Genomic DNA, 21,961 nt, shown 5'->3' with positions numbered 1-21,961 from the left:
CGAGGCGCAAGTAGGCTTGTCTCGCACGTTTCCGCGCGACGAGAGTGCACGACGAGAGCGCACGACGATTCCGCCCGCGAGGCACCGACGAGAGAGAACCATGGCCGACGAGACGCCGAACCAGCCCGCCGAACCCACTGCCGAAGAGATCAGTGAGCAGAAGGCCGTGCGGCTCGCCAAGCGCGCGCGGCTCATCGACGAGGCATCCGACCTCGGACTCGGCGCCTACCCGGTTCGCCTGCCGATCACGGCGACGATCCCCGAGGTGCGCGACCGCTTCGTCGGTCTCGGCGTCGACGAGGCGTCGGGCGAGACCGTGGGGCTCGCCGGCCGCGTCGTGTTCTCCCGCAACACCGGCAAGCTCTGCTTCGCGACCCTGCAGTCGGGCGACGGCAACCGCATCCAGGCGATGGTCTCGCTCGCCGAGGTGGGCGAGGAGTCGCTCGCGGCGTGGAAGGAGCTCGTCGACCTCGGCGACCACGTCTTCGTCGCCGGCGAGGTGATCACGAGCCGCCGCGGCGAGCTCTCGATCATGGTGCGCGAGTGGCGCATCGCGTCGAAGGCGATCCTGCCCCTGCCGAACCTGCACAACGAGCTGAGTGAAGAGAACCGCGTGCGTTCGCGCTACCTCGACCTCATCGCCCGAGAGCAGGCGCGCCGCAACGTGATCGACCGTGCGAAGGTCAACGCGAGCCTGCGGGCGACCTTCACGAGCCTCGGCTTCATCGAGGTCGAGACCCCGATGCTGCAGGTCATGCACGGCGGCGCCTCGGCCCGTCCCTTCGTGACGCACTCGAACGCCTTCGACACCGAGCTGTACCTGCGGATCGCGCCCGAGCTGTACCTCAAGCGCGCCGTGGTCGGCGGCATCGAGCGCGTCTACGAGATCAACCGCAACTTCCGCAACGAGGGTGCCGACTCGACGCACTCGCCCGAGTTCGCGATGCTCGAGGCCTACGAGGCGTACGGCGACTACAACACGATCGCCGACCTCACCCAGCAGCTCATCCAGGACGCCGCGAAGTCGGTGTCGGGCTCGCACGTCGTGACCTGGGCCGACGGCACCGAGTACGACCTCGGCGGCGAGTGGGACCGCATCTCGATGTACGGCTCGCTCTCAGAGGCGGTCGGCGAGCAGATCACTCCCGAGACCCCGATGTCGCGCCTGAAGGAGCTCGCCGACGAGGCCGGCATCGAGATCGACCACCCGATCCCCGGCAAGTTCGTCGAAGAGCTGTGGGAGCACCACATCAAGGGCGGCCTCGTGCGGCCGACCTTCGTCATGGACTTCCCCGAGGACACCTCGCCGCTCGTGCGCGGGCACCGCGAGATCGCCGGCGTCGTCGAGAAGTGGGACCTCTACATCCGCGGGTTCGAGCTCGCCACCGGCTACTCCGAGCTCGTCGACCCGGTGATCCAGCGGGAGCGCTTCGTCGAGCAGGCGAAGCTCGCCGCGGGCGGCGACCCCGAGGCCATGCGCCTCGACGAGGAGTTCCTCCGGGCGCTCGAGTTCGGCATGCCGCCGTCGGGCGGCATGGGCATGGGCATCGACCGCCTGCTCATGGCGATCACGGGTCTCGGCATCCGCGAGACGATCCTCTTCCCGCTCGTCAAGTAGCGACCAGAGACGGATGTCACGGCGATGAACGACTACCTCCCGAAGGACCAGCTCGAACCCGAGCAGGACCCGAAGCGGCCCTCGAACACGCGGCTCGCGATCTGGATCGTGGTCGGCGCGATCGGGCTCTACCTCGTCGGGTCGGGCGTGTGGGGGCTGCTGACCCGGTGATGACGCGCGGTCGTGCGGCGGTGCCGGGGGCCCGGCCCCCGCACCGCCGCGCGGCCCGTCGTCAGCGGCGCCCGACGAACACGACGCCGCGGTAGCCGGCTTCGCCCCAGGCCACCATGCGGTCGAGGTCGGCGTGAGCGATCGGCAGCTCGTGGGAGTCGACCCAGGTCTCGCCCTCGTCCGAGCTGATCCAGGGGTCCTCGATGACGATGACGCCCTCTCCGGCGGCATGCGCGAGCACCCAGTGCGGACCGGTCTCGCCGTGCATCGGCGCCTCGTCGATGAGCAGCAGCGCGAGATCGCCGCCTGCGACGCGTCGCGCGATCTCCTCGATCGCGATGCGCGTACGGTGCACCGGCACTCCGGCGGCCTCGCCCTGGCGCAGCGACTCGGCCTGCAGCTCCGCCCGGAAGTCCCGTTCGAACCCGCTGTACGACTCGATCAGCACCGGTCCGTCGTGGTCGAGGAACACCTCGACCGGGACGTCGGCCGGCAGCGTCTCGCGCATGACCACGCCGAGACCGACCGGTTCGATGGCCGGATAGTTGCTCGCCCGCCGCCAGAACGCGAGTTCGAGGTCGCGGTCGGCCAGCGAGGGAGCAGGGCGGCCGTCGACCGGGACGCCGCGCGACGCATCCGCCGCCCCGAAGCCGGCCTCTCCGGCCGCCTCGGCCGCGAGCAGCCCGCTCACCGCGCCGCAGGTGTAGAGCGTGGTCTGCGCATAGTAGGGCGCCTCGTCATGGGGGACGTCGAGCAGCCAGCGCACGTAGCCGCGCGATCCGAGCGTGCCGGGTGCCGAGGGGTGCGGTGCGGCGAACGGCGCGAAGCCCCGCTCCATCGCGAACGACGGCAGTTCCTGGCCGGACGGCACCTCCCACTTCACGGCCGCGTCGCCGGCCGCCTCGGCGCGGGCGACGATCTCGTCGATGAGGGCGGCGGCCGCCGCGGCATCCGCCTCGTCGCGCCACCAGACGTCGACGATCTTGACTGCGGCGGTCGCGCCGCGCCGCGAGGTGAGCGCCGCCGCCACGGGCCCGCCGTCGCGGTGCGCGACGTCGATCCTCGGCGAGTACGGCGCCCGCGGCGAGGCCCAGCGGGCCGCCCGCGTCTCGCCGAGGGCCGCCCGCAGTTCGTCGTCGAGCCGGGCGTCGGTGATGGTCGTCATGCGACGGTCGTCCTTCCTGTGCTGTCGCGGTGCGCCGCCGCGACCAAGAGCTTCGTGTAGTCCTCCGACGGGTCGTCGAGAACCTGTGCGCATGAACCCCGCTCGACGACGCGTCCCTGCCAGACGACCGTCACGGTGTCGGCGATCCGGCGCACGACGGCGAGGTCGTGCGAGATGAAGAGGATCGCGATGTCGAGCTCGTCGCGCAGACTCCCGAGGAGGTCGAGGATCTGCGCCTGCACCTGCACGTCGAGCGCCGAGACCGACTCGTCGCAGATCAACAGCCGCGGCCGCGGTGCGAGTGCGCGGGCGATCGCGACGCGCTGGCGCTGGCCGCCCGACAGCTGAGCCGGCCGCTTCGACGACGCCTCCGCGGGCAGGCCGACGAGTTCGAGCAGCGCGGGGACCTCCTCGGGCCGGCGACCGCCGACCGCGAGCGCTTCGCGCAGGATCGCACCGATCGTCATCATCGGATTGAGCGAGGAGTACGGGTCCTGGAACACGATCTGCATCTGCTCGGGCGTGCGCGAGCGACGGCCCGGAGCGAGCGGCTGCCCGTCGAAGGCGATCGACCCGCCGTCCTCGCGTTCGAGGCCGGCGATGCAGCGGGCGAGCGTCGACTTGCCGGACCCGGATTCGCCGACGATTCCGACGACCTGTCCGGGGGCGATCGTGAGGTCGACCCCGTCGAGCACCGTGCGCAGGCCGAAGCGCTTCACAATGCCCGTGGCGGCGACGAGCGGAGTTCTCGCCGCGCGCGCGAGGTCGCCGGCGCGGACGCCCGGGTCGTCGGGTCGGTCCCGTCGGTCGGGGTCGGCGAGCTGGGCGGAGCTGTCGGAGCCGTCGGAGCGGCCGGCCTCGAGGGCGAGCGCCGGGTCGGCCGCGATGAGCGCGCGGGTGTACGCGTGCTCGGGGGCCGAGAGCACCGTCGCGGTGGATCCCCGCTCGACGACCTCGCCGTGCCGCATGACGAGCACCTCGTCCGTGCGACCGCGGACGAGTCCGAGGTCGTGCGTGATCAGGAGCATCGCCATCCCGCGCTCGCGCTGCAAGTCGCGGAGGAGGTCGAGGATCTCCGCCTGGTTCGACGCATCGAGTGCCGTCGTCGGCTCGTCGGCGATGAGGAGGCGGGGGTCGCTCGCGAGGGCAGCGGCGATCGCGACTCGCTGCCGCATGCCGCCCGAGAGCTCGTGCGGGTAGGCGCGCGCGACGCGAGCAGGCAGGTTGACCTCGTCGAGGCGCTTCGCGACGGCATCGTCGAGCTCTCGCGTCGCGAGTCGCCGGCCCGCCTTCGCCTCCAGCGTCCACCCGATCTGAGGCCCGCACCGGTGCACCGGCGAGAGGCTCGTGAACGGGTCCTGCAGCAGGAGCGAGACCTCGCGGCCGCGCACGCGTCGCCACGAGGCATCCGTCGCGTCGAGCGGGTGCGCTCGGCCGTCGACCCGCAGGACGCCCGTGGCACCGAAGCCGCTCGGAAGCAGCCCCACGAGGCTCTTGGCCGTGAGCGTCTTGCCCGAGCCGGACTCGCCGATGAGCGCGAGCGACGAACCCGGCTCGATGCGGAAGGCCACGGCCGCGACCATCGGCCCGGCGGGGCCGGCGATGCCGTCGATCGCCGCTTCGACGCCGGTCATGCGACACCTCCCGAGCGGGTCAGGCGCTGGCCGAGCCAGTCGCCGACGAGGTTGACGGAGCAGGCCACTGCGATGATGAGCAGCGCAGGAACGATCACCGCCGCCGGGTTGTCGAACATGATGGCCCGGTTGTCGGTGAGCTGGCGGCCCCAGTCGGCGGTGCCGGGCGGCACGCCCACGCCGAGGAACGACAGCGACGAGAAGGCGACGAGTGCGAACGCGACGTTGAGCATCGCATTCGTGATGACGAGCGAGGAGACGTTCGGCAGGATGTGCCGGAACATCACCCGCCAGCGCGAGAGCGAGAGCATCTGCGCCGCCTCGATGTACGGGCGCGCCGCCTGCTCGAGCACTCCGGCGCGCACGATACGGATGTCGGAGGGCGAGAAGAGCAGGACGAGCAACGCGACCGTGGTCCAGTAGCCGCCGCCGAAGACGCCGGAGACGACGATGGCGGCGAGCAGCACGGGCAGCGCGAGCAGCAGGTCGGTCCACCGGCTGATCGCGAAGTCGAGCGGGCCGCGCTCGTAGCCGGCGAGGGTTCCGAGCAGGATGCCGAGGAGCATCGAACCCACGGCGACGCAGACGGGGCCGACGAGCGCCGATGCGGCGCCCGCGACGGTGAGGGCGAGGATGTCACGACCGAGCTCGTCGGTTCCGAGCGGATGCCCGGGGGAGCCCGCGGGCATCAGACTCGACAGGATGTCCTGCTTGGTCGCGCCGGGGAAGAGGAGCGGGCCGAGGAGCACGGCGAGCAGCGCGACGGCGAGCACCGCGAGACAGGCGACGACGGTCGCCGGGATGCGTCGGCGGGAGCGGAACCCCACGCCGACGGCGCCGAGCGAGACGGTCATGCGGTACCTCCCTGGTCGCGGACGCGTGGATCGAGCATCAGGTAGGCGAGGTCGGCGAGCAGCGCGATCACGGCGATCACGAGCGCGACGAGCAGCGTGAGGGCCTGCACGACGGCGAGGTCCTTGAACAGCACCGAGTCCTGCAGCAGTGTGCCGAGGCCGGGGAGCGCGTACGTCGTCTCGGCGAGCACGGTGCCGCCGACGAGGAAGGTGAGCAGCAGGCTCGCGCCGGTGACGATCGGGATCGCGGCGTTGCGCAGGGCGATCCGGCGAGTGCGCGACTCGGGGATGCCGCGGGCGCGCGCCGAGGTGACGTAGTCGGCGTCGAGCTCGCGCAGCATCGCCGTGCGGGTGAGCTTCAGCACGATGGCGCCCAGGCCGGCTGCGAGCGTCACGGCCGGCAGGACGAGGTGGTAGAGCGTGTCGAGCGGACCACGTCCGCCGCCGTACACGGGGAAGATCGGCAGGTAGTACGCGAAGACGTAGAGCAGCAGCAGCCCGACCGCGAAAGTGGGGGCGCTGAGCCCGATGACGCCGAGCGTCGTGCCCGCACGGTCCAGCACGCCGCCGGCGCGCACGGCGCTCTGCACCCCGAGCGGGATGCCGACGGCCAGCGCGATCGCGAAGGCGAGCCCGCAGAGGGCGAGCGTCAGCCCGAGCCTCGAGGCGATGGCGTCGGAGACGGAGGTCTGCAGCCGGATCGACTCGCCGAGGTCGCCGCTCAGCACACCGCCGAGCCAGCGCAGGTACTGCACGGGCAACGGATCGTCGAGGTGGTACTGCTCGCGGATGGCGGCGACGGCCTCGGGCGAGGCGGGACGCGTGCCGAGGAGCGTCTTGACGAGGTCGCCGGGGGCGAGGTGCAGCATCGAGAACACGACGATCGAGAGCACGAACAGGATCGCCGCGGTGCCCAGCACGCGCACCGCGAGCATCCGGCCGATCGGCCGGAGTCGCGGTGCGCGTGCGGCGGGGACGGGTTCGGTCACGGCGCGGTGCGGTAGATCTGGGTCGGCCATGACGAGATGAAGGCGAACGAGCTGTAGTCGTCGAAGCCGAGGTCGTTCGCGAACGCGGTGGCCGATTGGCCCCACCAGAGCGGCACGTTCACGACGTCCTCGGCCTGCAGCGTCTCGGCCTGGACGAGCAGGTCGACGCGTGCGGCCGGGTCGGACTCGGTGCCGGCCTGCGCGAGCAGCTCATCGATCTCGGGGTTCGAGTACGCCGAGGGGTTCCCGGCGCCGAGCAGGTAGCTCGGCACCTCCGCCGGGTCGCCGAGGGTGGAGAAGTACCACATCATGCCGACGCCGTAGCTCGAGGATGCGTCGAGGCTCGCGAGCCATTCCTCGATGGGCACCTCGCGCACGTTCAGCGTGATCCCGATCGTCGAGAGGTTCTCGGCGAGCGACTGCGCGGCCGTGCCGAGCTGCGGACCGGTGGAGGGCGTGAGGAGTTCGGCCTCGAAGCCGTCGGGGTGCTCCGAGTCGGCGAGCGCCTGCTTCGCGGCGTCCAGGTCGAAGTCGTACTGGGGGATGCCGGAGAGGATTTCGCGGGCTTCGTCGCCGTCGTACGCCTTGCCGAGCGACTCGGGCGTCATGATCGCGGTCGCGGCCTCGCCGTGGCCGCGCAGCAGCTTCTCGACGACGGCGTCGCGGTCGACGGCGTGCGCGAACGCCTCGCGCACCTTGGGGTCGTCGAACGGGGCGAGCGAGGTGTTGAAGTAGAGACCGACGTACGAGAGGTCGTTGACGTACTCGACGCGCATGGTCTGGAGCTGCTCCCACTGCGTCGACTGGGCGAGCGGCACGTTGAAGGCGACGTCGACGTCGCCCGACTGCGCCGCGAGCAGGCGCGTCGACTCGTCGGGGATGAACTCCACGGTGATCGACTTCACCTTCGGCAGCTCGCCCCACCAGGTGTCGACCCGTTCGAACTGCACGTGCGAATCGGGCACGAACTCGGTCACCTGGTACGGGCCGGTGCCGAGCAGCAGCGCGTCGGCCGTGCCGACCTTGCCGCCGTGCTCCTCCCAGAAGGCCTGCGAGGTGATGAAGGCGGCACCGCCCGAGCTCATGTTGGCTGCGAAGGCGGCGTCGGGGGCGGCGAGCGTGATCGTCACCTCGTGCTCCTCGGTCTTCTCGATCGTGTCGACGCCGGCGAGGTAGTAGGCGAGGCCCGGCGAGGCCGTCTCGTCGCGGGCCTGCTCGAGGCTGAACACGACGTCGTCGGCGGTGACGGGCGTGCCGTCCTGGAACACGGCGTCGTCGCGGAGCTCGTAGACGTAGGTCACGTCGTCGGTCTGCTCCCACGATTCGGCGAGCCCCGGCTGCACCCGGCCCTGGGCGTCGACCGAGACGAGGCCCTCCTGGGCGATCGAGGCGATGTAGTAGTTCAGGATGCCGGCCTCCTGGCCGACGTAGAGGTTCGAGAGCGACCCCGGCAGGGCGACGCTGATGTGGTCGATCTCCTCACCGGTGTCGGTGCCGGTACTCGACTCTGCGGCGCCGCTCGTGCAGGCGGCCAGCAGCAGCACACCGGCTGCTGCGGCGCCCGCGCGCGCGATGCGGGAACGTGATGTTGCGGACATGAGGGGGTCCTCCTCTTGCAATCGGGGGAGTGTTGCGAGGGCGATCGGACGCGCGAAGCGCGCGCGGTGACTGTTCGAACGGCGACGGGCCTCGGCGAGGGCCTCCACCTCGTAGCCGCTCGGACGGCGCGCGGCGAGCATGCGCAGGCTCGCCGCGACGGCGGGGATCTCGCTCGCCTCGGCGAGCGTGATGGCGACGGTGCGCAGGCTCGAGGCCGGGCTCAGCCCGAGGGCCCGCACTCCGGGCGGCGGCGCCGTCGCGAACGCGCTCTCGGGGAGGAAGGCGACGCCGAAGCCTCCCGCGACGAGTGCGAGCGCGGCGTCGGGACGGCTGACCTCGAGGTCGGCGGGGCCGCTCGCGCGGCCCAGGCCCTCTGCGACGACGCCCGACCGGGTGCCGTCTCCGAAGATCCACGGCAGGTGGGCGAGCGCGGATGCCTCGACGCGCAGGCCCGGCTCGGGCGTCTCCTCGGACGGGAACACGGCGATGACCTCCTCGCCGTAGAGGAACGTCGACCGCAGGCCGTCGCGTCGCAGGCGCTGCCCGCGCTCGCCGGCGGCGCCGATGGTCACGGCGATGTCGACGCGCCCCGAGCGCACCAGTTCGAGGGCCTCGTCGTGCTCTGCCTCGACGAAGCGGACCTCGACCCCGGGGATGTCGGCGGCGATGCGGGCGAGGGCCGGGGCGATCGTGCCGACGACGGCGTCGGCGGGCGCCGCGATCCGGACGGTGCCGACTCGATGCCCGAGGGCCCTCGCGAGCTCGGTGGCGGCCGCGGTCAGACTCGCGTCGATGCGGGGCGCATGGGCCGCGAGCAGTTGCCCGATCGCGGTGAGGCTGGCCGAGCGCGCGGTGCGGGCGACGAGCGGGGTGCCGAGGCGGGACTCCAGGCGCTGCACGTGCTGCGTGATGGTGGGCTGGCTGAAGCCGAGCGAGCGCGCGGCCGCGCTGATCGAGCCGGTCCGGTCGATCGCGACGAGGATCCGCAGCGAGTGGACGTCGAGCACACGAGTGAGGGCATCGATCTCGATGGGTCCTGCGTTCTCCAGCTCCATAGGCACAGGCTATATATCTCGAGGTTTCGATGGTGTAACAATATGTACTCGAACGTCACACGGCGTTGCGGAGGGGACAGGACGGGAGCCCGCATGGAGCTGCGAGCGGAGCACGAGCGCTGGATCGACGAGCGGGAGACGCGCGTGTGGGGCGAGTGGGGCGTCGCGACGCTCGCCGCGACGCACTGGCTCACGACCGAGCCCACCGCCGTCGACGGGCTGCCGGGTCTCTGGAGCGTGAGCGACGGCGAGGTGCACGGCGACGGCGTCCGGCTCGCACCGGGGCAGCAGTTCGAGGCGGAGGGCCTCCTCCTGCGCGGCTTCTCCCGCGACGGTTCGATCGCCCTTCGAGTGCTCGACCCCGGAGCGCCCGCCGCACGGGGCATCTCGTCGATCGAGCGATTCGAGTTCTCGGAGGCCGCCCGCCTGCGCGGACGCGTCCGCAGTGCGGCCACCACCGCCGAGACGCGGTCGGTCGACGACCACGCCGCCACGCAGTCGTTCGACGCGATCGTCGAACTCGAGTGGGAGGGCGAGCCGTTCTCCTTGACGGTGCAGGAGGACGACGGCTGGTACTTCGCCGCCTTCGCCGACGGGACGGCGGGGGCCGAGAGCCACGCGTTCCGGTTCATCCGATTCCCGGTGCCCGCCGACGGCGAGGCCGTGGTGGACTTCAACCGCGCCTACCTCCCCCCGTGCGCCTTCTCGGACCACTACGTCTGCGTGATGCCGGTGCCCGGCAACCGGTGGCCGGTGCCGATCCGGGCGGGCGAGCGCCTCGTGCGATGACGGGCGCCTGACGGGGGCCCGGCGCAGTCGGTGGAGTTCGCAGGGAAGCCATATATCCTGAGTGGACTATGGACGACTACTGGGCCAACGCGATCTGGTCGCTTGCGCCGACCGTGCTCATCGGCCTCATCTTCTGGTTCGTGATGCGCTCGATCATCCGCGCCGACCGCACCGAGCGCAAGGCGTATTCGCGCATCGAGGCCGAGGAGCGCGCCAAGCTCGGTCGCGAACGGCCGACGGCCTAGCCCGGCATGGAGGCGGGGCTCTCGCAGACGACGCTCGTCGTCGGCGCACTTCTCCTCGTCCTCGACCTCATCGTCCGCGTCATCGCGGTGATCGTCGTGCCGCGCAACCGCCGCCCGACGGCGGGCATGGCGTGGCTCCTTGCGATCTTCTTCATCCCGATCCTCGGGGTGCTGTTCTTCGTGCTCATCGGCAACCCGAAGCTGCCGAAGCACCGCCGTGAGAAGCAGGCCGAGGTCGACCGGTACATCCGCGACTCCACGCACGGCGTCGAGCGGGTGAGCGATCCGAACTCGTGGCCGAGCTGGTTCGAGGGGGTGGTGCGCCTGAACCGCAACCTCGGTTCGATGCCGCTGATCGGCCAGAACAGCGCGAGCCTCATCGGCGACTACGCGGGCTCGCTCGCGGCGATGACCGACGCGATCCGCGACGCGAAGCGCTTCGTGCACGTCGAGTTCTACATCTTCGCGCTCGACGCCACCACCGAGCCGTTCTTCGAGGCGCTGGGCGACGCCGTCGCCCGCGGGGTCGAGGTCCGGGTGCTGCTCGACCACATCGCCTCGCGCCGCGTCACGGGGTATCGCAAGACCCTGGCGCGACTCGATGCGATGGGGGTGCGCTGGCAGCTCATGCTCCCGGTGCAGCCGCTGAAGGGCAAGTACCAACGGCCCGACCTCCGCAACCACCGCAAGATCCTCGTCGTCGACGGCGAGGTGGGGTTCATGGGCTCGCAGAACGTCATCGACCGCAGCTACAACAAGCGCAGCAACCAGCGTCGCGGGTTGAAGTGGAAGGAGCTCGTCGCGCGGGTCGAGGGGCCGATCGTCGCCGGCCTCGAGGCCATCTTCGCCACCGACTGGTTCCTCGAGACGGGCGAGGAGCCGACGCGCGATCTCTCCGAGTCGCTCACGCAGCCCGGCGAGGCCCAGGACCTCGACTGCCAGGTGGTGCCGAGCGGGCCGGGGTTCCGCAGCGAGAACAACCTCAAGCTCTTCCTCGCGCTGCTCTACGCGGCGCGGGAGAAGATCATCATCACCAGCCCGTACTTCGTGCCCGACGAGGCGATGCTCTACGCGATCAGCGGGGCGACCCAGCGGGGCATCCACGTCGAGCTCTTCGTCTCGGAGATCGGCGACCAGGCGCTCGTCTACCACGCGCAGCGCTCGTACTACGAGGCGCTGCTGCGGGCGGGCGTCAAGATCTACATGTACAAGGCGCCGTACATCCTGCACGCGAAGCACTTCACGATCGACGACGATGTGGCCGTGATCGGTTCGAGCAACATGGACATCCGCTCGTTCGAACTCAACATGGAGGTGTCGCTCCTCGTGCGCGGGCGCTCGTTCGTGCGCGAGATGCGCGCCGTCGAGGACGGCTACCGGCGTGACAGCCGCGAACTCACCCTCGACGAGTGGCTGAAGCAGCCGCTCGGTGCGACGGTGCTCGACAACCTCGCCCGGCTGACCTCCGCACTGCAGTAGGCGGTCGCCGGATGCCTCGGGGCGGCCCTCAGCCGCGGGGCTTCAGCCGCACGGTCGGCAGTTCCGGAGCGGGCAGCGGTTCACCTTCGTAGTCGACGCGCCCGAAGCGGCCGTCGAGGTTGTCGCGGCCGATGACCTCGGACTGCCATTGCCGGCGCGACTCGACGATCTCGTCGTGGTCGCGGCCGATGAAGTTCCACCACATGACGAGCTCTTCACCGAACGGCACGCCGCCGAGCAAGACCACCCGCACCGGCCCGTCGTTCGCGGTCAGGCGCACGCCCTCGTGGCCGGTCGGCAGGTACCCGAGCTCGCTCCATTCGAGCGTCGCCGAGTGCCCTGCGACAGTGAGCCCGTCGGCGTCGACGGGGGAGTCGTCGACCTCGTCATCGGTCGCGGCGATCGTGACCCTCACGGGGCCAGCGTCGACGAGCACGCCGTGCTCGAAGGCGGGGTCGAGTTCGATCCAGGCCTCGCCGCCGGCGGGCAGGTCGATCTGGGCGCCGACGAGCGGGCTGAAGAGCGTGACGGATGCCTCGTCGCCGACGCCGGGCAGCGACCCGGCGAACACCCGGACGACCGCGTCGTCGACCGTCGCCGCGGCGATCTCGTCGTGCTCGAAGAACGGGACGACGTTGCGGGAGGCGTCGGGCAGGGCGACCCAGAGCTGGACGCCGTGCAGGCGGGTCGTGGCGGGGGTGGAGACCTCGGAGTGCGAGATGCCGCGGCCGGCGGTCATGAGGTTCACCTGGCCGGGTCGCACGAGTTCGCGGCTGCCGGTGGAGTCACGGTGCTCGATCTCGCCCTCGAAGAGCCAGCTGACGGTCTGCAGCCCGGTGTGGGGGTGCGGCGGCACCACCATCCCGCCTGAGTCGGCGACGTCGTCGGGGCCGTAGTGGTCGGCGAAGCACCAGGCGCCGATCGTGGTGCGCCCGCGCTGCGGGAGCGTGCGCCGCACGTTCATGGCGCGCGGGCCGCCGAGCGGCACGTCGCGCGGCGCGAGCACCTGCACGGCCGGGCCCTGCCGCCCTTCGGGCGGGCACAGCAGCTCGAGCGGGTCCTTCTCGAGATTGCTCATACCGCCAGCCTATGACGCGCCGCCGACCGGTCGCTCGAGTGGCGCGGAGGCGGTGCAGCGAGGTGCCGAACCGATACCATTGCGGCATGGCTACCTCCGTGCGTCTCCGTCGTGCCGGCCTCGCTGCCGCGGCCCTCGCTTCCGTGTTCCTCCTCGCCGCGTGCGCACCGCCCACGCGGGCGGCCGAGAACTTTCCGGGCGAGCCCGTCGCCGAGCACGGCGAAGAGAGCAGTCACGAGGAGGAGAACGCCGAGGGCGGGCCGCAGGCCGCTTGGGTCGGCCAGGGCGGACAGCTCGCAGTGACCATCTGGGGCAGCTCGACCTGCCCGGTCGTCGGCGAGAGCATCAGCGTCGTCGAGCCCGCGGGCGAGGGCAACCGGGTCGCGATCGACCTCGTCGAGCGCCCTGCCGACGAGATGTGCACCATGGACCTCGTGCCGCACACCACCGTCTTCTGGACGCCGATGAACGTCACGACGACCGAGCCGCTCGTCGTCGAGGTGCAGGACACCGAGGTCACCGTCCCGGTCAAGTAGTACTGCGAAGCTTCCGCCTCGCGCGATCGGATCGCACCGCGCAGAGGCCGACGGCGGGCCGCAGGGGGAGACCCCGGCGGCCCGCCGTCGTCGTCTCGTCAGCCGCGGCGAAGCACGAGGAGTTCGCCGATCTCGCAGTCGAGCGCCTCGCAGACCGCCTGCAACGTCGAGAAGCGGATGGCCCGCGCCCGGTCGTTCTTCAGCACGCTGAGGTTCACCACGCTCACGCCGACGAGTTCGGCGAGGCGGGTCAGCGTCAGGCCGCGAGACTCGAGCAGCTCATCGAGCCGGCAGTGCACGTCGGTCGCTTCGTCGGGCTCGGCGGGCGACATCAGACGAGGCCCTCGGTGTCGCGGCGCAGCCGATCGCCGACGGTGAAGACCGTGGCGGCCATTGCTGCGAGGAAGGCGAGGAAGAACAGGGGCATCACGTCGACCGTCATCACGACGTTGTCGAAGTCGCCGTCGCTGAGACGGACGAATGCGCCGTTCGCCGCCATGTTGCCGAAGAACGGCACCGCGGCGAAGCCGATGGTCCCGGTGATGCCGGCCACCGCCACCAACGCGGTGTTGCGGCGGCTGAAGACCTGATTGCGCATGACCGACCAGCAGAGGAGCAGGAGGCAGGCGACGACGACCCCGATCGTCGCTGCGGCGATCACCTGCTGCAGGATGAGCGACGCCCACGACGCGCCGGGGAGCGAAGGGACGGTCACGATCGCCCGGTCGAGCTCGACCGCAACGAGAGCGCCATCGGGTCCGATCGGTGCTTCTGCAGAGGTTCCGACGAATTCGGCGGCCACGGCGACGTGGCGATTCGGCGCGACCTCGAGGATGCGCAGCACGGCAGCAGTGATGCCCCACGCCGCGATGGCCACGCCCGCGACCATGAACAGCAGGAGTGCGACCGTATCGGATCGGCTGATGGGGGGTGCGGCGGTTGCGCTCATCGCATTCCTAACGTTTATCGATAATAACGATAATCGTTAAGCTAGCGTCGCCTGCGGATCGGGTCAACCCCGAAGCGTGATGCGCCCACGGCGAACAGTCGCCCACGGGGCATCCGGAGTGTTTACGCTCGTTGTAACGACGTCCCCTGCCCAGTGGGGCCGTGAGGAGTAGAGCATGTTCGAGAGATTCACCGACCGAGCCCGTCGTGTCGTCGTCCTGGCCCAAGAAGAGGCCAAGATGCTCAACCACAACTACATCGGCACCGAGCACATCCTGCTCGGGCTCATCCACGAGGGTGAGGGCGTCGCCGCCAAGGCGCTCGAGTCGCTCGGAATCTCGCTCGACGCCGTGCGCGAGCAGGTCCAGGACATCATCGGCCAGGGGCAGCAGCAGCCGACGGGGCACATCCCGTTCACGCCGCGCGCCAAGAAGGTGCTCGAGCTCTCGCTCCGCGAGGCGCTGCAGCTGGGCCACAACTACATCGGCACCGAGCACATCCTCCTCGGCCTCATCCGCGAGGGCGAGGGCGTCGCCGCCCAGGTGCTCGTCAAGCTCGGCGCCGACCTCAACCGCGTGCGCCAGCAGGTCATCCAGCTGCTCTCGGGCTACCAGGGCAAGGAGCAGGTGCAGGTCGGCGCGAACGAGCAGCAGACCCCGCAGGGCGGCTCGCAGATCCTCGACCAGTTCGGCCGCAACCTCACGCAGGCGGCCCGCGAGTCGAAGCTCGACCCGGTGATCGGCCGTGAGAAGGAGATCGAGCGGGTCATGCAGATCCTCTCGCGCCGCTCCAAGAACAACCCCGTGCTGATCGGCGAGCCCGGCGTCGGCAAGACCGCCGTCGTCGAGGGCCTCGCGCAGGCCATCGTCAAGGGTGAGGTGCCCGAGACGCTGAAGGACAAGCAGCTCTACTCGCTCGACCTCGGCTCGCTCATCGCCGGCTCCCGCTACCGCGGTGACTTCGAGGAGCGTCTGAAGAAGGTCACGAAGGAGATCCGCACCCGCGGCGACATCATCGTCTTCATCGACGAGATCCACACCCTCGTGGGCGCAGGTGCGGCCGAGGGGGCAATAGACGCCGCCTCGATCCTGAAGCCGCTGCTCGCCCGCGGCGAGCTGCAGACCATCGGCGCGACGACGCTCGACGAGTACCGCAAGCACTTCGAGAAGGACGCCGCGCTCGAGCGCCGCTTCCAGCCGATCCAGGTCGCCGAGCCCTCGCTGCCCCACGCGATCAACATCCTCAAGGGTCTCCGCGACCGCTACGAGGCGCACCACAAGGTGTCGATCACCGACGGCGCGATCGTCGCCGCGGCGAACCTCGCCGACCGCTACATCTCCGACCGCTTCCTGCCCGACAAGGCGATCGACCTGATCGACGAGGCCGGCGCGCGCCTGCGCCTCTCGATCCTCTCGTCGCCGCCCGAGCTTCGCGAGTTCGACGAGAAGATCGCCGTGGTCCGCGCCGCGAAGGAGACCGCGATCGAGGAGCAGGACTTCGAGAAGGCCGCGTCGCTGCGCGACGAGGAGAAGAACCTCCTCGGCGAGCGTCTGCGCCTCGAGAAGCAGTGGAAGTCGGGCGACGTCAAGACGACCGCGGTCGTCGACGAGGGCCTGATCGCCGAGGTGCTCGCGCAGGCCACCGGCATCCCCGTCTTCAAGCTCACCGAAGAGGAGTCGTCGCGGCTCGTCTTCATGGAGAAGGCGCTGCACGAGCGCGTCATCGGCCAGGAGGAGGCGATCTCCGCCCTGTCGAAGACGATCCGCCGCACCCGCGCCGGTCTCAAGGACCCGAAGCGCCCCTCGGGGTCGTTCATCTTCGCCGGCCCCACGGGCGTCGGCAAGACCGAGCTGGCCAAGGCGCTTGCCGAGTTCCTCTTCGACGACGAGGCCGCCATGATCTCGCTCGACATGTCGGAGTACGGCGAGAAGCACACCGTCTCGCGACTGTTCGGCGCCCCTCCCGGGTTCGTCGGCTTCGAAGAGGGCGGCCAGCTCACCGAGAAGGTTCGTCGCAAGCCGTTCAGCGTGGTGCTCTTCGACGAGATCGAGAAGGCGCACCCCGACATCTTCAACTCGCTCCTGCAGATCCTCGAAGAGGGCCGTCTGACCGACGGCCAGGGACGCGTCGTCGACTTCAAGAACACCGTCATCATCATGACGACGAACCTCGGCACGAAGGACATCTCGAGCGGCCCCGTGGGCTTCGCGCTCGAGGGTGACACCCGCACCGGGTACGACCTCATGCGCGGCAAGGTGAACGAAGAGCTGAAGAAGCACTTCAAGCCCGAGTTCCTGAACCGCGTCGACGAGATCATCGTGTTCCCGCAGCTCTCGAAGCCCGAGCTGCTGCAGATCGTCGACCTCTTCCTGAAGCGGCTCAGCGAGCGCATGCTCGACCGCGACATGACCGTCGAGCTCACGGTTCCCGCGAAGGAGCGCCTCATCGAGGTCGGCTTCGACCCGGCGCTCGGCGCCCGTCCGCTGCGCCGTGCGGTGCAGCACGAGGTCGAGGACCGCCTGTCGGAGAAGATCCTGCACGGCGAGCTCAACTCGGGCGACCACGTGCACGTCGACTTCAAGGACGGCGAGTTCATCTTCACGACCACCCAGCGCGAGCTGCCGGTGAGCGTCGGCGTGAACACGAACGCCGCCATCGGCACGGGGCCGGCGACGCCCGACCTCGCGGCCGCTTCGGGCGACTAGACGCGAACGACACGACGGGGCGGATGCTTGGGCATCCGCCCCGTCGTCGTACCCGGGCCGACTTGACCCTGCACCATGGTGCAGGGTCGACGATGACGGTATGACGACCTCCACCGCCTCGGGCGGCACCGCAGAACCCACCGCCCTCACCGCCCCGACCGCTTCTCCCGGCCTCGCCTCCAGCCGAGGGCGGACGCCGGTTCCGGGCTTCGCGCGACCCCGGTGGGGCCGAGCCGGGGCGATCTACGACCTCGTCGTGACCGTCGGCTTCGCGACGCCATTCACCGCCGCGGCGCTGCTCGACCTCACCAGGTGGGTCCACGACGCGTTCGACCTCCCGGGCGCGCAACTGCCCGAGCTCGGGGCGACCGCCCTGATGTTCACGAGCATGTTCGGCACCGCGGTGACCATGTGGGCGATCGCGCGGATCCTGCGCCCCGAACCCCGCTTCATCGCGATCGACACCGGCGGTCGCCTGCTCTTCTCGCTCTGGATGACGTGGGCGCTGTTGAATGGGCAGAGCGCGACGATCGTCGTGTTCCTGATCGGGGAGGTCGTGTGGCTGGTTCTGCAGCTCAGCGGGCTGATGCGCCTGCGCCGGCGCTGACGATCGGGGCGCTCGCCGCGGCAGCCGGCGTCGCGATCAGCACGGTTCGGTTCTACGAGCGCGAGGGCCTCGTGGAGCCGGTCGAGCGCTCCTCGGCGGGGTATCGGCACTTCTCCGTCGACACGGTCCGCCGCGTCCGGTTCATCCGTCGCGGGCAGGAGCTCGGGTTCACGCTTCGTGAGGTGCGCGACGTGCTCCGGCTCTCCGACGAACCCGAGCTCATCACCTTCTCGGACGTCGCCCGGCAGGTGGGCGACAAGCTCGCCGAGCTCGAGCAGCGGATCATCGACCTGGGGCGCGTCCGCGACGCGCTCGCGCTGCTCGTCGAGACCGGACCCACCCACCCGCGATGCCCGGTGGTCGACGCCGTCGTCTGAGGTCGGCGCAGCTCGCGTGCGACCGGGGCGGACCGCAACCGGGAATACGATGGGCGGATGACGACCGAGTTCCACGTGCGCCGGGCGCGCACGAGCGATGTGCCGAAGATCATCGACGTCGTGGAGCCGCTCGTCAGCCGACGAATCCTGCTCGGCAAGGAACGAGTCGACCTGTACGGCGCGATCCAGGAGTTCCGGGTCGCCGAGGACGCCGACGGCCGCGTGATCGGCGCCGGCGCCCTGCACGTCATGTGGGAGGACCTCGGCGAGGTGCGCACCCTGGCCGTCGACGACGCTTGGCTCGGCAAGGGCGTCGGCCACGCGCTGCTGAGCGCGCTCGAGCAGGAGGCACGCGAGCTCGGGCTGAGCCGGCTGTTCTGCCTGACCTTCGAGATCGGTTTCTTCGGACGCCACGGCTTCGAGGACATGGGTGCAGAGACCGTCGACCCCGAGGTGTACGCCGAGCTCGTGCGCTCCCACGACGAGGGCGTCGCCGAGTTCCTCGACCTCGCACGCGTCAAGCAGAACACCCTCGGCAACACCCGCATGCTGAAGCGGCTCTGACACTCCGCTCGGCGCGCCGGGCGGATGCCTCGGGGCGGGGCCGCGCGGCCGTACCCTGTGACCATGTCGACGAATTCTGCACCCTCAGGGCGCCAGACGCCCCAGGTGTACCGCCGGCGCCGGTTGCTGGTGCTGCTCGGCATCGTGGCCGTGATCGTCGCAATCGTGCTCATCATCGTACGGCCGGGTGCGAGCGAGGGCGGCGAGGTCCCGCCGACGTCGTCACCCACCGAGTCGACCTCACCTGAGACGGCCATCCCGACCGAGCCGACCGCGGCGGACGGCGACCCGTGCGGTCCCGAGCAGATCACCGTCGAGGCGATCACCGACAAGAGCTCGTACGCGGCGGGCGAGCAGCCGCAGCTCTCGGTCGAGATCACGAACACCGGCAAGAACGTCTGCGTGCTCAACGCGGGCACGAAGGCGCAGGTCTTCACCATCACGAGCGGCGACGAGGTGTATTGGACCTCGACGGACTGCCAGACCGACGCGATCGACGCCGAGGTCTCGCTCACCCCGGGCACGCCGATCAGCTCGAGCGCCCCCATCGTCTGGGACCGCACGCGGTCGACGCCCGAGACCTGCGACGGCCCCCGCGAGGCGGTGCCGGCCGGCGGCGCGTCGTACCACCTCGCCGTCTCGGTCGACGGCTTCGAGTCGGCCGAGCAGAAGCAGTTCCTGCTGTACTGAGCCGGAGGCGCACGGGCGCCGCCGAGCGGCGGCGGCTGCTCCGTTAGCCTTGAGGCATGGCAGGCAAGGCACGCAAGAAGCCCGCGGGCGAACAGCTCGAGTTCCGCTCCCAGGCACTCGCCGAGGCGCTCGAGCGCCAGGACATGGCAGCGGTCGCGCTCGCGCTGCGCAACGGCAACACGGTCGTGCCGCTCATCAAGCCCGGCCCGCGCGACAAGCCGCTCGACGGTGGCGAGGTGTGGACGTTCCGCGACCCCAAGTCGGGCGAGGTCGCGCTGCTGCTCTTCAGCGATGCCGCGAACAAGCCGGCGAACCTGCCGCCGGCCGTGGGCCTGCAGAGCCCGGCGTGGCTGCGCTCGTTCCTGAAGCGGTACGAGTCGACGATCACCACCGTGTTCCTGGACATCGCCGGTCCTCACCCGATGCAGGCCCCGCCCGGCGAGCTGCTGCGGGCGCTCGAGGCCTGACCGGCAGCAGTCTGCCGACCGACGGCCGGGCTTGCACAGGATGAGCGCGTCGGCACGCCCGGATACGGGCGAGGTGGCCGGCTGGTCCTGTTCACGCGGTAGCCGGCCGCGTGGGCTGGCCCCGCACGGTGCTCAGCGCCGCGCTCAGAACGCGGCGTCGAGCTCTCGCGTGCGCGCGTCGTTCGCGACGAGCATCGCCTGCGTGACGGCCGCGCGCACGCTGCCCGCCTCGACATCGAGGATGGTCGTGTAGCCGAGGCGTCGCGCCTCGGCGGCGCGCTGCTTGGCGGCGGTGACCGGGCGTACCTCGCCGGCGAGGCTGATCTCGCCGAAGGCGGCGAGCTCGTGCGGCACGGCGGAGTCGCGCATGGCCGAGGCGATGGCGACGGCGATCGCCAGGTCGGCACCCGGCTCGGACAGCCTCACCCCGCCGACGGTCGACACGTAGACGTCGTGCTCGCCGAGGGCCTTGAGGCCGGCGCGGCGCTCGAGCACGGCGATGATCATCGCGACGCGGGCGGGGTCGACCCCGTTGACCACGCGACGCGGCTGGGGCGCCTTCGTCGACACCACGAGCGCCTGCACCTCGACGGGGAGCGCACGACGGCCTTCGAGGGCGACGGTGACGCAGGTGCCGCTCACGAGGCTGCGGCCGCTCGAGAGGAAGAGGCCCGAGGGATCGGGCACCTCGGCGATGCCGTCGCCCGTCATCTCGAAGCAGCCGACCTCGTCGGTCGGACCGAAGCGGTTCTTGAGCGCACGCACGAAGCGGAGCGCGGTCTGGCGGTCGCCCTCGAACTGGCAGACGACGTCGACGAGGTGCTCGAGCAGCCGAGGGCCGGCGATCGAGCCGTCTTTCGTGACGTGTCCGACGAGCAGCACGGGCAGCTGTCGCTCTTTCGCGACGCGGATCAGGGTCGACGCGACCTCGCGAACCTGGCTCGGCTGGCCGGGGAGCCCGTCGGAGAGCGAGGATGACACCGTCTGCACGGAGTCGACGATCAGCAGATCGGGGCGGGTGGCGTCGACCTGCCCGAGGATCGTCGCGAGGTCGGTCTCGGCGGCGAGGTAGAGCTCGTCGTGCAGGGCGCCCGTGCGGCCGGCCCGCAGCCGCACCTGGGCCACCGACTCCTCGGCGGTGACGTACAGCACGCGGCGACCGGTCGCGGCGACGCGCGCGGCGACCTCGAGCAGCAGGGTCGACTTGCCGACCCCGGGCTCGCCCGAGAGCAGGATCGCGGCGCCCGCGACGATGCCGCCGCCGAGCACCCGGTCGAACTCGCCGATGCCGCTCGGCCGGTGGGCGGCGTCGGCCGTCTCGACGTCGACGATCGGCCGCGCGGTGCGCGCCTCGCCGAGCTGCACGGCCTGCACCGCGCGCACGATGCCGGTCTTCTCGGCGGCCTCGACCACGGTGCCCCACTGCTGGCATTCGACGCAGCGGCCGACCCATTTGACGGTCGACCAACCGCACTCGGTGCAACGGAACGCGGAGGTGGGTCGGGCCATGCCCTGAGACTAGCCGCGGCCTCCGACATCGACGGCATCGAGCAGCTCGAGTCTCTCGGCCGCCCCGAGCGCGTCGAGCCGCGCCGCGACGAGCGGCCGGAACGCCTCGGCCCACACCGCGTAGCCGCCGTCGTTCGGGTGGAACATGTCGCGCGCGAACTGCGTCAGGATGCCCGGCAGGCCCTGACGACGCGTCGCGGAGTGGAGGGGCGCCACGGCCAGCCCGCGCGAGCGGGCGGCGGCGCGCAGCATCCCGTTCGCCTCGGCGACCTTGCGCTCGTTGCGCGGGAAGTGGAAGCAGGGCAGCTCGCCGACGATGGCGTGCTCGGGCAACTCGTCGAGGATCGCCCGCACGTTGCGGTCGAACGCCGCGGCATCCCAGTCGGCGATGTCGTTGGCGCCGATCGCGACCGTGACGACGTCGGGCGCGAGGGTGCGCAGTCGCGGCAGCTGGTCTCGCACCGCGAGCGCGGTCGTCGCGCCCGAGACGCTGAGGTTCACGGTGCGGATGCTCCGCTCGGAGGCCGCGCGCATCCCCTCGGCGAGCACGCCGACGTAGCTGCGATCAGGACGAGTCGCGCCGATGCCCTGGGCGGCCGAGTCGCCGAGGGCGACGTAGAGCAGCTCGCCGTCGGCCCTGCCATGCTCGCGCCACCACTTCGAGTGCACCGGCAGGGTGTCGTTGAGCGCCCCGCGGCGGAGCTCCATCCGCTCGCGGAAGGGGCGCACGCCCGCCGTGCCGAGCACCGTCGACATCGCGAGCGAGGTGCCCGCGGCGAGCGCGCGCGGGGAGGTGCGCGGCCGGGGCGGCGCGAAGGCCGAGTTGAGCAGTGCGGTGGTCATGCGGCGACGGTATCGAGGCACGCTTCGAGGTGACTGGGC

22 protein-coding genes are annotated in these 21,961 nt (G+C 70.8%); 12 read left to right on the top strand and 10 right to left on the bottom strand.

Annotated features, from left to right (window positions below):
- Positions 1 to 100: 100 nt before the first annotated feature.
- The gene (gene lysS, locus ACFVTR_RS06725) at positions 101 to 1,618 is read left to right on the top strand and encodes a lysine--tRNA ligase (protein WP_387035818.1); all 1,518 of its coding nucleotides are present in this window, start codon (positions 101 to 103) and stop codon (positions 1,616 to 1,618) included.
- Between the two features lie 24 nt (positions 1,619 to 1,642).
- Positions 1,643 to 1,789, top strand: a complete 147-nt coding sequence (locus tag ACFVTR_RS06720) for a hypothetical protein (RefSeq protein ID WP_376944164.1) — start codon at positions 1,643 to 1,645, stop codon at positions 1,787 to 1,789.
- Between the two features lie 61 nt (positions 1,790 to 1,850).
- Here ACFVTR_RS06720 and ACFVTR_RS06715 read toward each other — a convergent pair whose 3' ends face one another.
- The 5 genes from ACFVTR_RS06715 to ACFVTR_RS06695 are packed head-to-tail and all read right to left on the bottom strand — an operon-like array spanning position 1,851 to position 9,085.
- Entirely contained in the window at positions 1,851 to 2,954 is a 1,104-nt protein-coding gene (locus ACFVTR_RS06715; protein WP_387035816.1) for a peptidase C39 family protein, read from the bottom strand.
- Positions 2,951 to 4,588: a dipeptide ABC transporter ATP-binding protein gene (locus ACFVTR_RS06710; RefSeq protein WP_387035814.1), complete on the bottom strand. Its 1,638-nt coding sequence runs from the start codon at positions 4,586 to 4,588 to the stop codon at positions 2,951 to 2,953. The genes ACFVTR_RS06715 and ACFVTR_RS06710 overlap by 4 nt, the downstream gene beginning before the upstream one ends.
- Positions 4,585 to 5,442 carry an ABC transporter permease gene (locus ACFVTR_RS06705; RefSeq protein WP_387035812.1) on the bottom strand — a complete coding sequence of 286 codons (858 nt, stop codon included), beginning with the start codon at positions 5,440 to 5,442 and terminating at the stop codon, positions 4,585 to 4,587. The genes ACFVTR_RS06710 and ACFVTR_RS06705 overlap by 4 nt, the downstream gene beginning before the upstream one ends.
- Positions 5,439 to 6,431 (bottom strand): ABC transporter permease, encoded by a 993-nt coding sequence (locus ACFVTR_RS06700; protein ID WP_387035810.1) that lies wholly within the window; start codon positions 6,429 to 6,431, stop codon positions 5,439 to 5,441. The genes ACFVTR_RS06705 and ACFVTR_RS06700 overlap by 4 nt, the downstream gene beginning before the upstream one ends.
- Positions 6,428 to 9,085 carry an ABC transporter substrate-binding protein gene (locus tag ACFVTR_RS06695; protein ID WP_387035808.1) on the bottom strand — a complete coding sequence of 886 codons (2,658 nt, stop codon included), beginning with the start codon at positions 9,083 to 9,085 and terminating at the stop codon, positions 6,428 to 6,430. Before ACFVTR_RS06695 ends, ACFVTR_RS06700 begins: the two co-directional genes overlap by 4 nt.
- 93 nt (positions 9,086 to 9,178) lie before the next feature.
- Here ACFVTR_RS06695 and ACFVTR_RS06690 point away from each other — a divergent pair, with 93 nt between their 5' ends.
- The 3 genes from ACFVTR_RS06690 (at position 9,179) to cls (ending at position 11,598) form a co-directional block, all read left to right on the top strand.
- Complete coding sequence (locus tag ACFVTR_RS06690) at positions 9,179 to 9,874, top strand: DUF1684 domain-containing protein (protein ID WP_387035806.1); 696 nt, start codon at positions 9,179 to 9,181, stop codon at positions 9,872 to 9,874.
- A 68-nt stretch (positions 9,875 to 9,942) separates the two neighbouring features.
- The gene (locus tag ACFVTR_RS06685; protein WP_170296129.1) at positions 9,943 to 10,119 is read left to right on the top strand and encodes a hypothetical protein; all 177 of its coding nucleotides are present in this window, start codon (positions 9,943 to 9,945) and stop codon (positions 10,117 to 10,119) included.
- Positions 10,120 to 10,125: 6 nt separating this feature from the next.
- Positions 10,126 to 11,598 (top strand): cardiolipin synthase, encoded by a 1,473-nt coding sequence (cls, locus tag ACFVTR_RS06680; RefSeq protein WP_387035803.1) that lies wholly within the window; start codon positions 10,126 to 10,128, stop codon positions 11,596 to 11,598.
- Positions 11,599 to 11,626: 28 nt separating this feature from the next.
- Here cls and ACFVTR_RS06675 read toward each other — a convergent pair whose 3' ends face one another.
- A complete protein-coding gene (locus ACFVTR_RS06675) occupies positions 11,627 to 12,676 on the bottom strand; it encodes a pirin family protein (protein WP_387035802.1) in 1,050 nt (349 codons plus the stop codon).
- A gap of 86 nt (positions 12,677 to 12,762) precedes the next feature.
- On the opposite strand from ACFVTR_RS06675, the gene ACFVTR_RS06670 reads away from it, so the two are divergent.
- On the top strand, positions 12,763 to 13,212 hold the full coding sequence (locus ACFVTR_RS06670) for a hypothetical protein (protein ID WP_387035801.1): 450 nt from the start codon (positions 12,763 to 12,765) through the stop codon (positions 13,210 to 13,212).
- Between the two features lie 98 nt (positions 13,213 to 13,310).
- Here ACFVTR_RS06670 and ACFVTR_RS06665 read toward each other — a convergent pair whose 3' ends face one another.
- Together ACFVTR_RS06665 and ACFVTR_RS06660 are read right to left on the bottom strand one after the other, a co-directional pair.
- Complete coding sequence (locus ACFVTR_RS06665) at positions 13,311 to 13,544, bottom strand: helix-turn-helix domain-containing protein (protein WP_387035799.1); 234 nt, start codon at positions 13,542 to 13,544, stop codon at positions 13,311 to 13,313.
- Positions 13,544 to 14,161 (bottom strand): hypothetical protein, encoded by a 618-nt coding sequence (locus ACFVTR_RS06660; protein WP_387035798.1) that lies wholly within the window; start codon positions 14,159 to 14,161, stop codon positions 13,544 to 13,546. The genes ACFVTR_RS06665 and ACFVTR_RS06660 overlap by 1 nt, the downstream gene beginning before the upstream one ends.
- Before the next feature lie 175 nt (positions 14,162 to 14,336).
- Here ACFVTR_RS06660 and ACFVTR_RS06655 point away from each other — a divergent pair, with 175 nt between their 5' ends.
- The 6 genes from ACFVTR_RS06655 (at position 14,337) to ACFVTR_RS06630 (ending at position 19,570) form a co-directional block, all read left to right on the top strand.
- The gene (locus ACFVTR_RS06655; RefSeq protein ID WP_387035796.1) at positions 14,337 to 16,865 is read left to right on the top strand and encodes an ATP-dependent Clp protease ATP-binding subunit; all 2,529 of its coding nucleotides are present in this window, start codon (positions 14,337 to 14,339) and stop codon (positions 16,863 to 16,865) included.
- A gap of 100 nt (positions 16,866 to 16,965) precedes the next feature.
- Entirely contained in the window at positions 16,966 to 17,472 is a 507-nt protein-coding gene (locus tag ACFVTR_RS06650; protein WP_387035795.1) for a hypothetical protein, read from the top strand.
- Positions 17,424 to 17,849, top strand: coding sequence for a MerR family transcriptional regulator (locus ACFVTR_RS06645; protein WP_387035793.1), 426 nt, complete (start codon positions 17,424 to 17,426; stop codon positions 17,847 to 17,849). Before ACFVTR_RS06650 ends, ACFVTR_RS06645 begins: the two co-directional genes overlap by 49 nt.
- A gap of 57 nt (positions 17,850 to 17,906) precedes the next feature.
- Positions 17,907 to 18,413 carry an amino-acid N-acetyltransferase gene (locus tag ACFVTR_RS06640; protein ID WP_376944194.1) on the top strand — a complete coding sequence of 169 codons (507 nt, stop codon included), beginning with the start codon at positions 17,907 to 17,909 and terminating at the stop codon, positions 18,411 to 18,413.
- Between the two features lie 63 nt (positions 18,414 to 18,476).
- Complete coding sequence (locus ACFVTR_RS06635; RefSeq protein ID WP_387035791.1) at positions 18,477 to 19,103, top strand: hypothetical protein; 627 nt, start codon at positions 18,477 to 18,479, stop codon at positions 19,101 to 19,103.
- A 56-nt stretch (positions 19,104 to 19,159) separates the two neighbouring features.
- Complete coding sequence (locus ACFVTR_RS06630) at positions 19,160 to 19,570, top strand: dehydrogenase (RefSeq protein WP_387035789.1); 411 nt, start codon at positions 19,160 to 19,162, stop codon at positions 19,568 to 19,570.
- Between the two features lie 144 nt (positions 19,571 to 19,714).
- Here the strand turns inward: ACFVTR_RS06630 and radA are convergent, their stop codons facing one another.
- Complete coding sequence (radA, locus tag ACFVTR_RS06625) at positions 19,715 to 21,079, bottom strand: DNA repair protein RadA (RefSeq protein ID WP_387035788.1); 1,365 nt, start codon at positions 21,077 to 21,079, stop codon at positions 19,715 to 19,717.
- Between the two features lie 9 nt (positions 21,080 to 21,088).
- Entirely contained in the window at positions 21,089 to 21,922 is an 834-nt protein-coding gene (locus ACFVTR_RS06620; RefSeq protein ID WP_387035786.1) for an SGNH/GDSL hydrolase family protein, read from the bottom strand.
- Between the last annotated feature and the right edge of the window lie 39 nt (positions 21,923 to 21,961).

Source organism: Agromyces sp. NPDC058126, from assembly GCF_042884595.1.
In the GTDB taxonomy this organism is placed as follows: Bacteria; Actinomycetota; Actinomycetes; order Actinomycetales; family Microbacteriaceae; genus Agromyces.
The sequence above is the reverse complement of the archived record's forward strand: the minus strand, read 5'-3'. Positions and strand labels throughout refer to the sequence as shown.

What these genes read in the sequence shown, in the direction of transcription:
- ACFVTR_RS06705 (WP_387035812.1), bottom strand. Translation starts at nt 5,442, where the DNA reads ATGACCGTCTCGCTCGGCGCCGTCGGCGTGGGGTTCCGCTCCCGCCGA.
- ACFVTR_RS06635 (WP_387035791.1), top strand. Translation starts at nt 18,477, where the DNA reads ATGTCGACGAATTCTGCACCCTCAGGGCGCCAGACGCCCCAGGTGTAC.
- ACFVTR_RS06630 (WP_387035789.1), top strand. Translation starts at nt 19,160, where the DNA reads ATGGCAGGCAAGGCACGCAAGAAGCCCGCGGGCGAACAGCTCGAGTTC.
- ACFVTR_RS06665 (WP_387035799.1), bottom strand. Translation starts at nt 13,544, where the DNA reads ATGTCGCCCGCCGAGCCCGACGAAGCGACCGACGTGCACTGCCGGCTC.
- ACFVTR_RS06640 (WP_376944194.1), top strand. Translation starts at nt 17,907, where the DNA reads ATGACGACCGAGTTCCACGTGCGCCGGGCGCGCACGAGCGATGTGCCG.
- ACFVTR_RS06655 (WP_387035796.1), top strand. Translation starts at nt 14,337, where the DNA reads ATGTTCGAGAGATTCACCGACCGAGCCCGTCGTGTCGTCGTCCTGGCC.
- ACFVTR_RS06670 (WP_387035801.1), top strand. Translation starts at nt 12,763, where the DNA reads ATGGCTACCTCCGTGCGTCTCCGTCGTGCCGGCCTCGCTGCCGCGGCC.
- radA (WP_387035788.1), bottom strand. Translation starts at nt 21,079, where the DNA reads ATGGCCCGACCCACCTCCGCGTTCCGTTGCACCGAGTGCGGTTGGTCG.
- ACFVTR_RS06685 (WP_170296129.1), top strand. Translation starts at nt 9,943, where the DNA reads ATGGACGACTACTGGGCCAACGCGATCTGGTCGCTTGCGCCGACCGTG.
- lysS (WP_387035818.1), top strand. Translation starts at nt 101, where the DNA reads ATGGCCGACGAGACGCCGAACCAGCCCGCCGAACCCACTGCCGAAGAG.
- cls (WP_387035803.1), top strand. Translation starts at nt 10,126, where the DNA reads ATGGAGGCGGGGCTCTCGCAGACGACGCTCGTCGTCGGCGCACTTCTC.
- ACFVTR_RS06720 (WP_376944164.1), top strand. Translation starts at nt 1,643, where the DNA reads ATGAACGACTACCTCCCGAAGGACCAGCTCGAACCCGAGCAGGACCCG.
- ACFVTR_RS06675 (WP_387035802.1), bottom strand. Translation starts at nt 12,676, where the DNA reads ATGAGCAATCTCGAGAAGGACCCGCTCGAGCTGCTGTGCCCGCCCGAA.
- ACFVTR_RS06710 (WP_387035814.1), bottom strand. Translation starts at nt 4,588, where the DNA reads ATGACCGGCGTCGAAGCGGCGATCGACGGCATCGCCGGCCCCGCCGGG.
- ACFVTR_RS06695 (WP_387035808.1), bottom strand. Translation starts at nt 9,085, where the DNA reads ATGGAGCTGGAGAACGCAGGACCCATCGAGATCGATGCCCTCACTCGT.
- ACFVTR_RS06660 (WP_387035798.1), bottom strand. Translation starts at nt 14,161, where the DNA reads ATGAGCGCAACCGCCGCACCCCCCATCAGCCGATCCGATACGGTCGCA.
- ACFVTR_RS06715 (WP_387035816.1), bottom strand. Translation starts at nt 2,954, where the DNA reads ATGACGACCATCACCGACGCCCGGCTCGACGACGAACTGCGGGCGGCC.
- ACFVTR_RS06620 (WP_387035786.1), bottom strand. Translation starts at nt 21,922, where the DNA reads ATGACCACCGCACTGCTCAACTCGGCCTTCGCGCCGCCCCGGCCGCGC.
- ACFVTR_RS06650 (WP_387035795.1), top strand. Translation starts at nt 16,966, where the DNA reads ATGACGACCTCCACCGCCTCGGGCGGCACCGCAGAACCCACCGCCCTC.
- ACFVTR_RS06690 (WP_387035806.1), top strand. Translation starts at nt 9,179, where the DNA reads ATGGAGCTGCGAGCGGAGCACGAGCGCTGGATCGACGAGCGGGAGACG.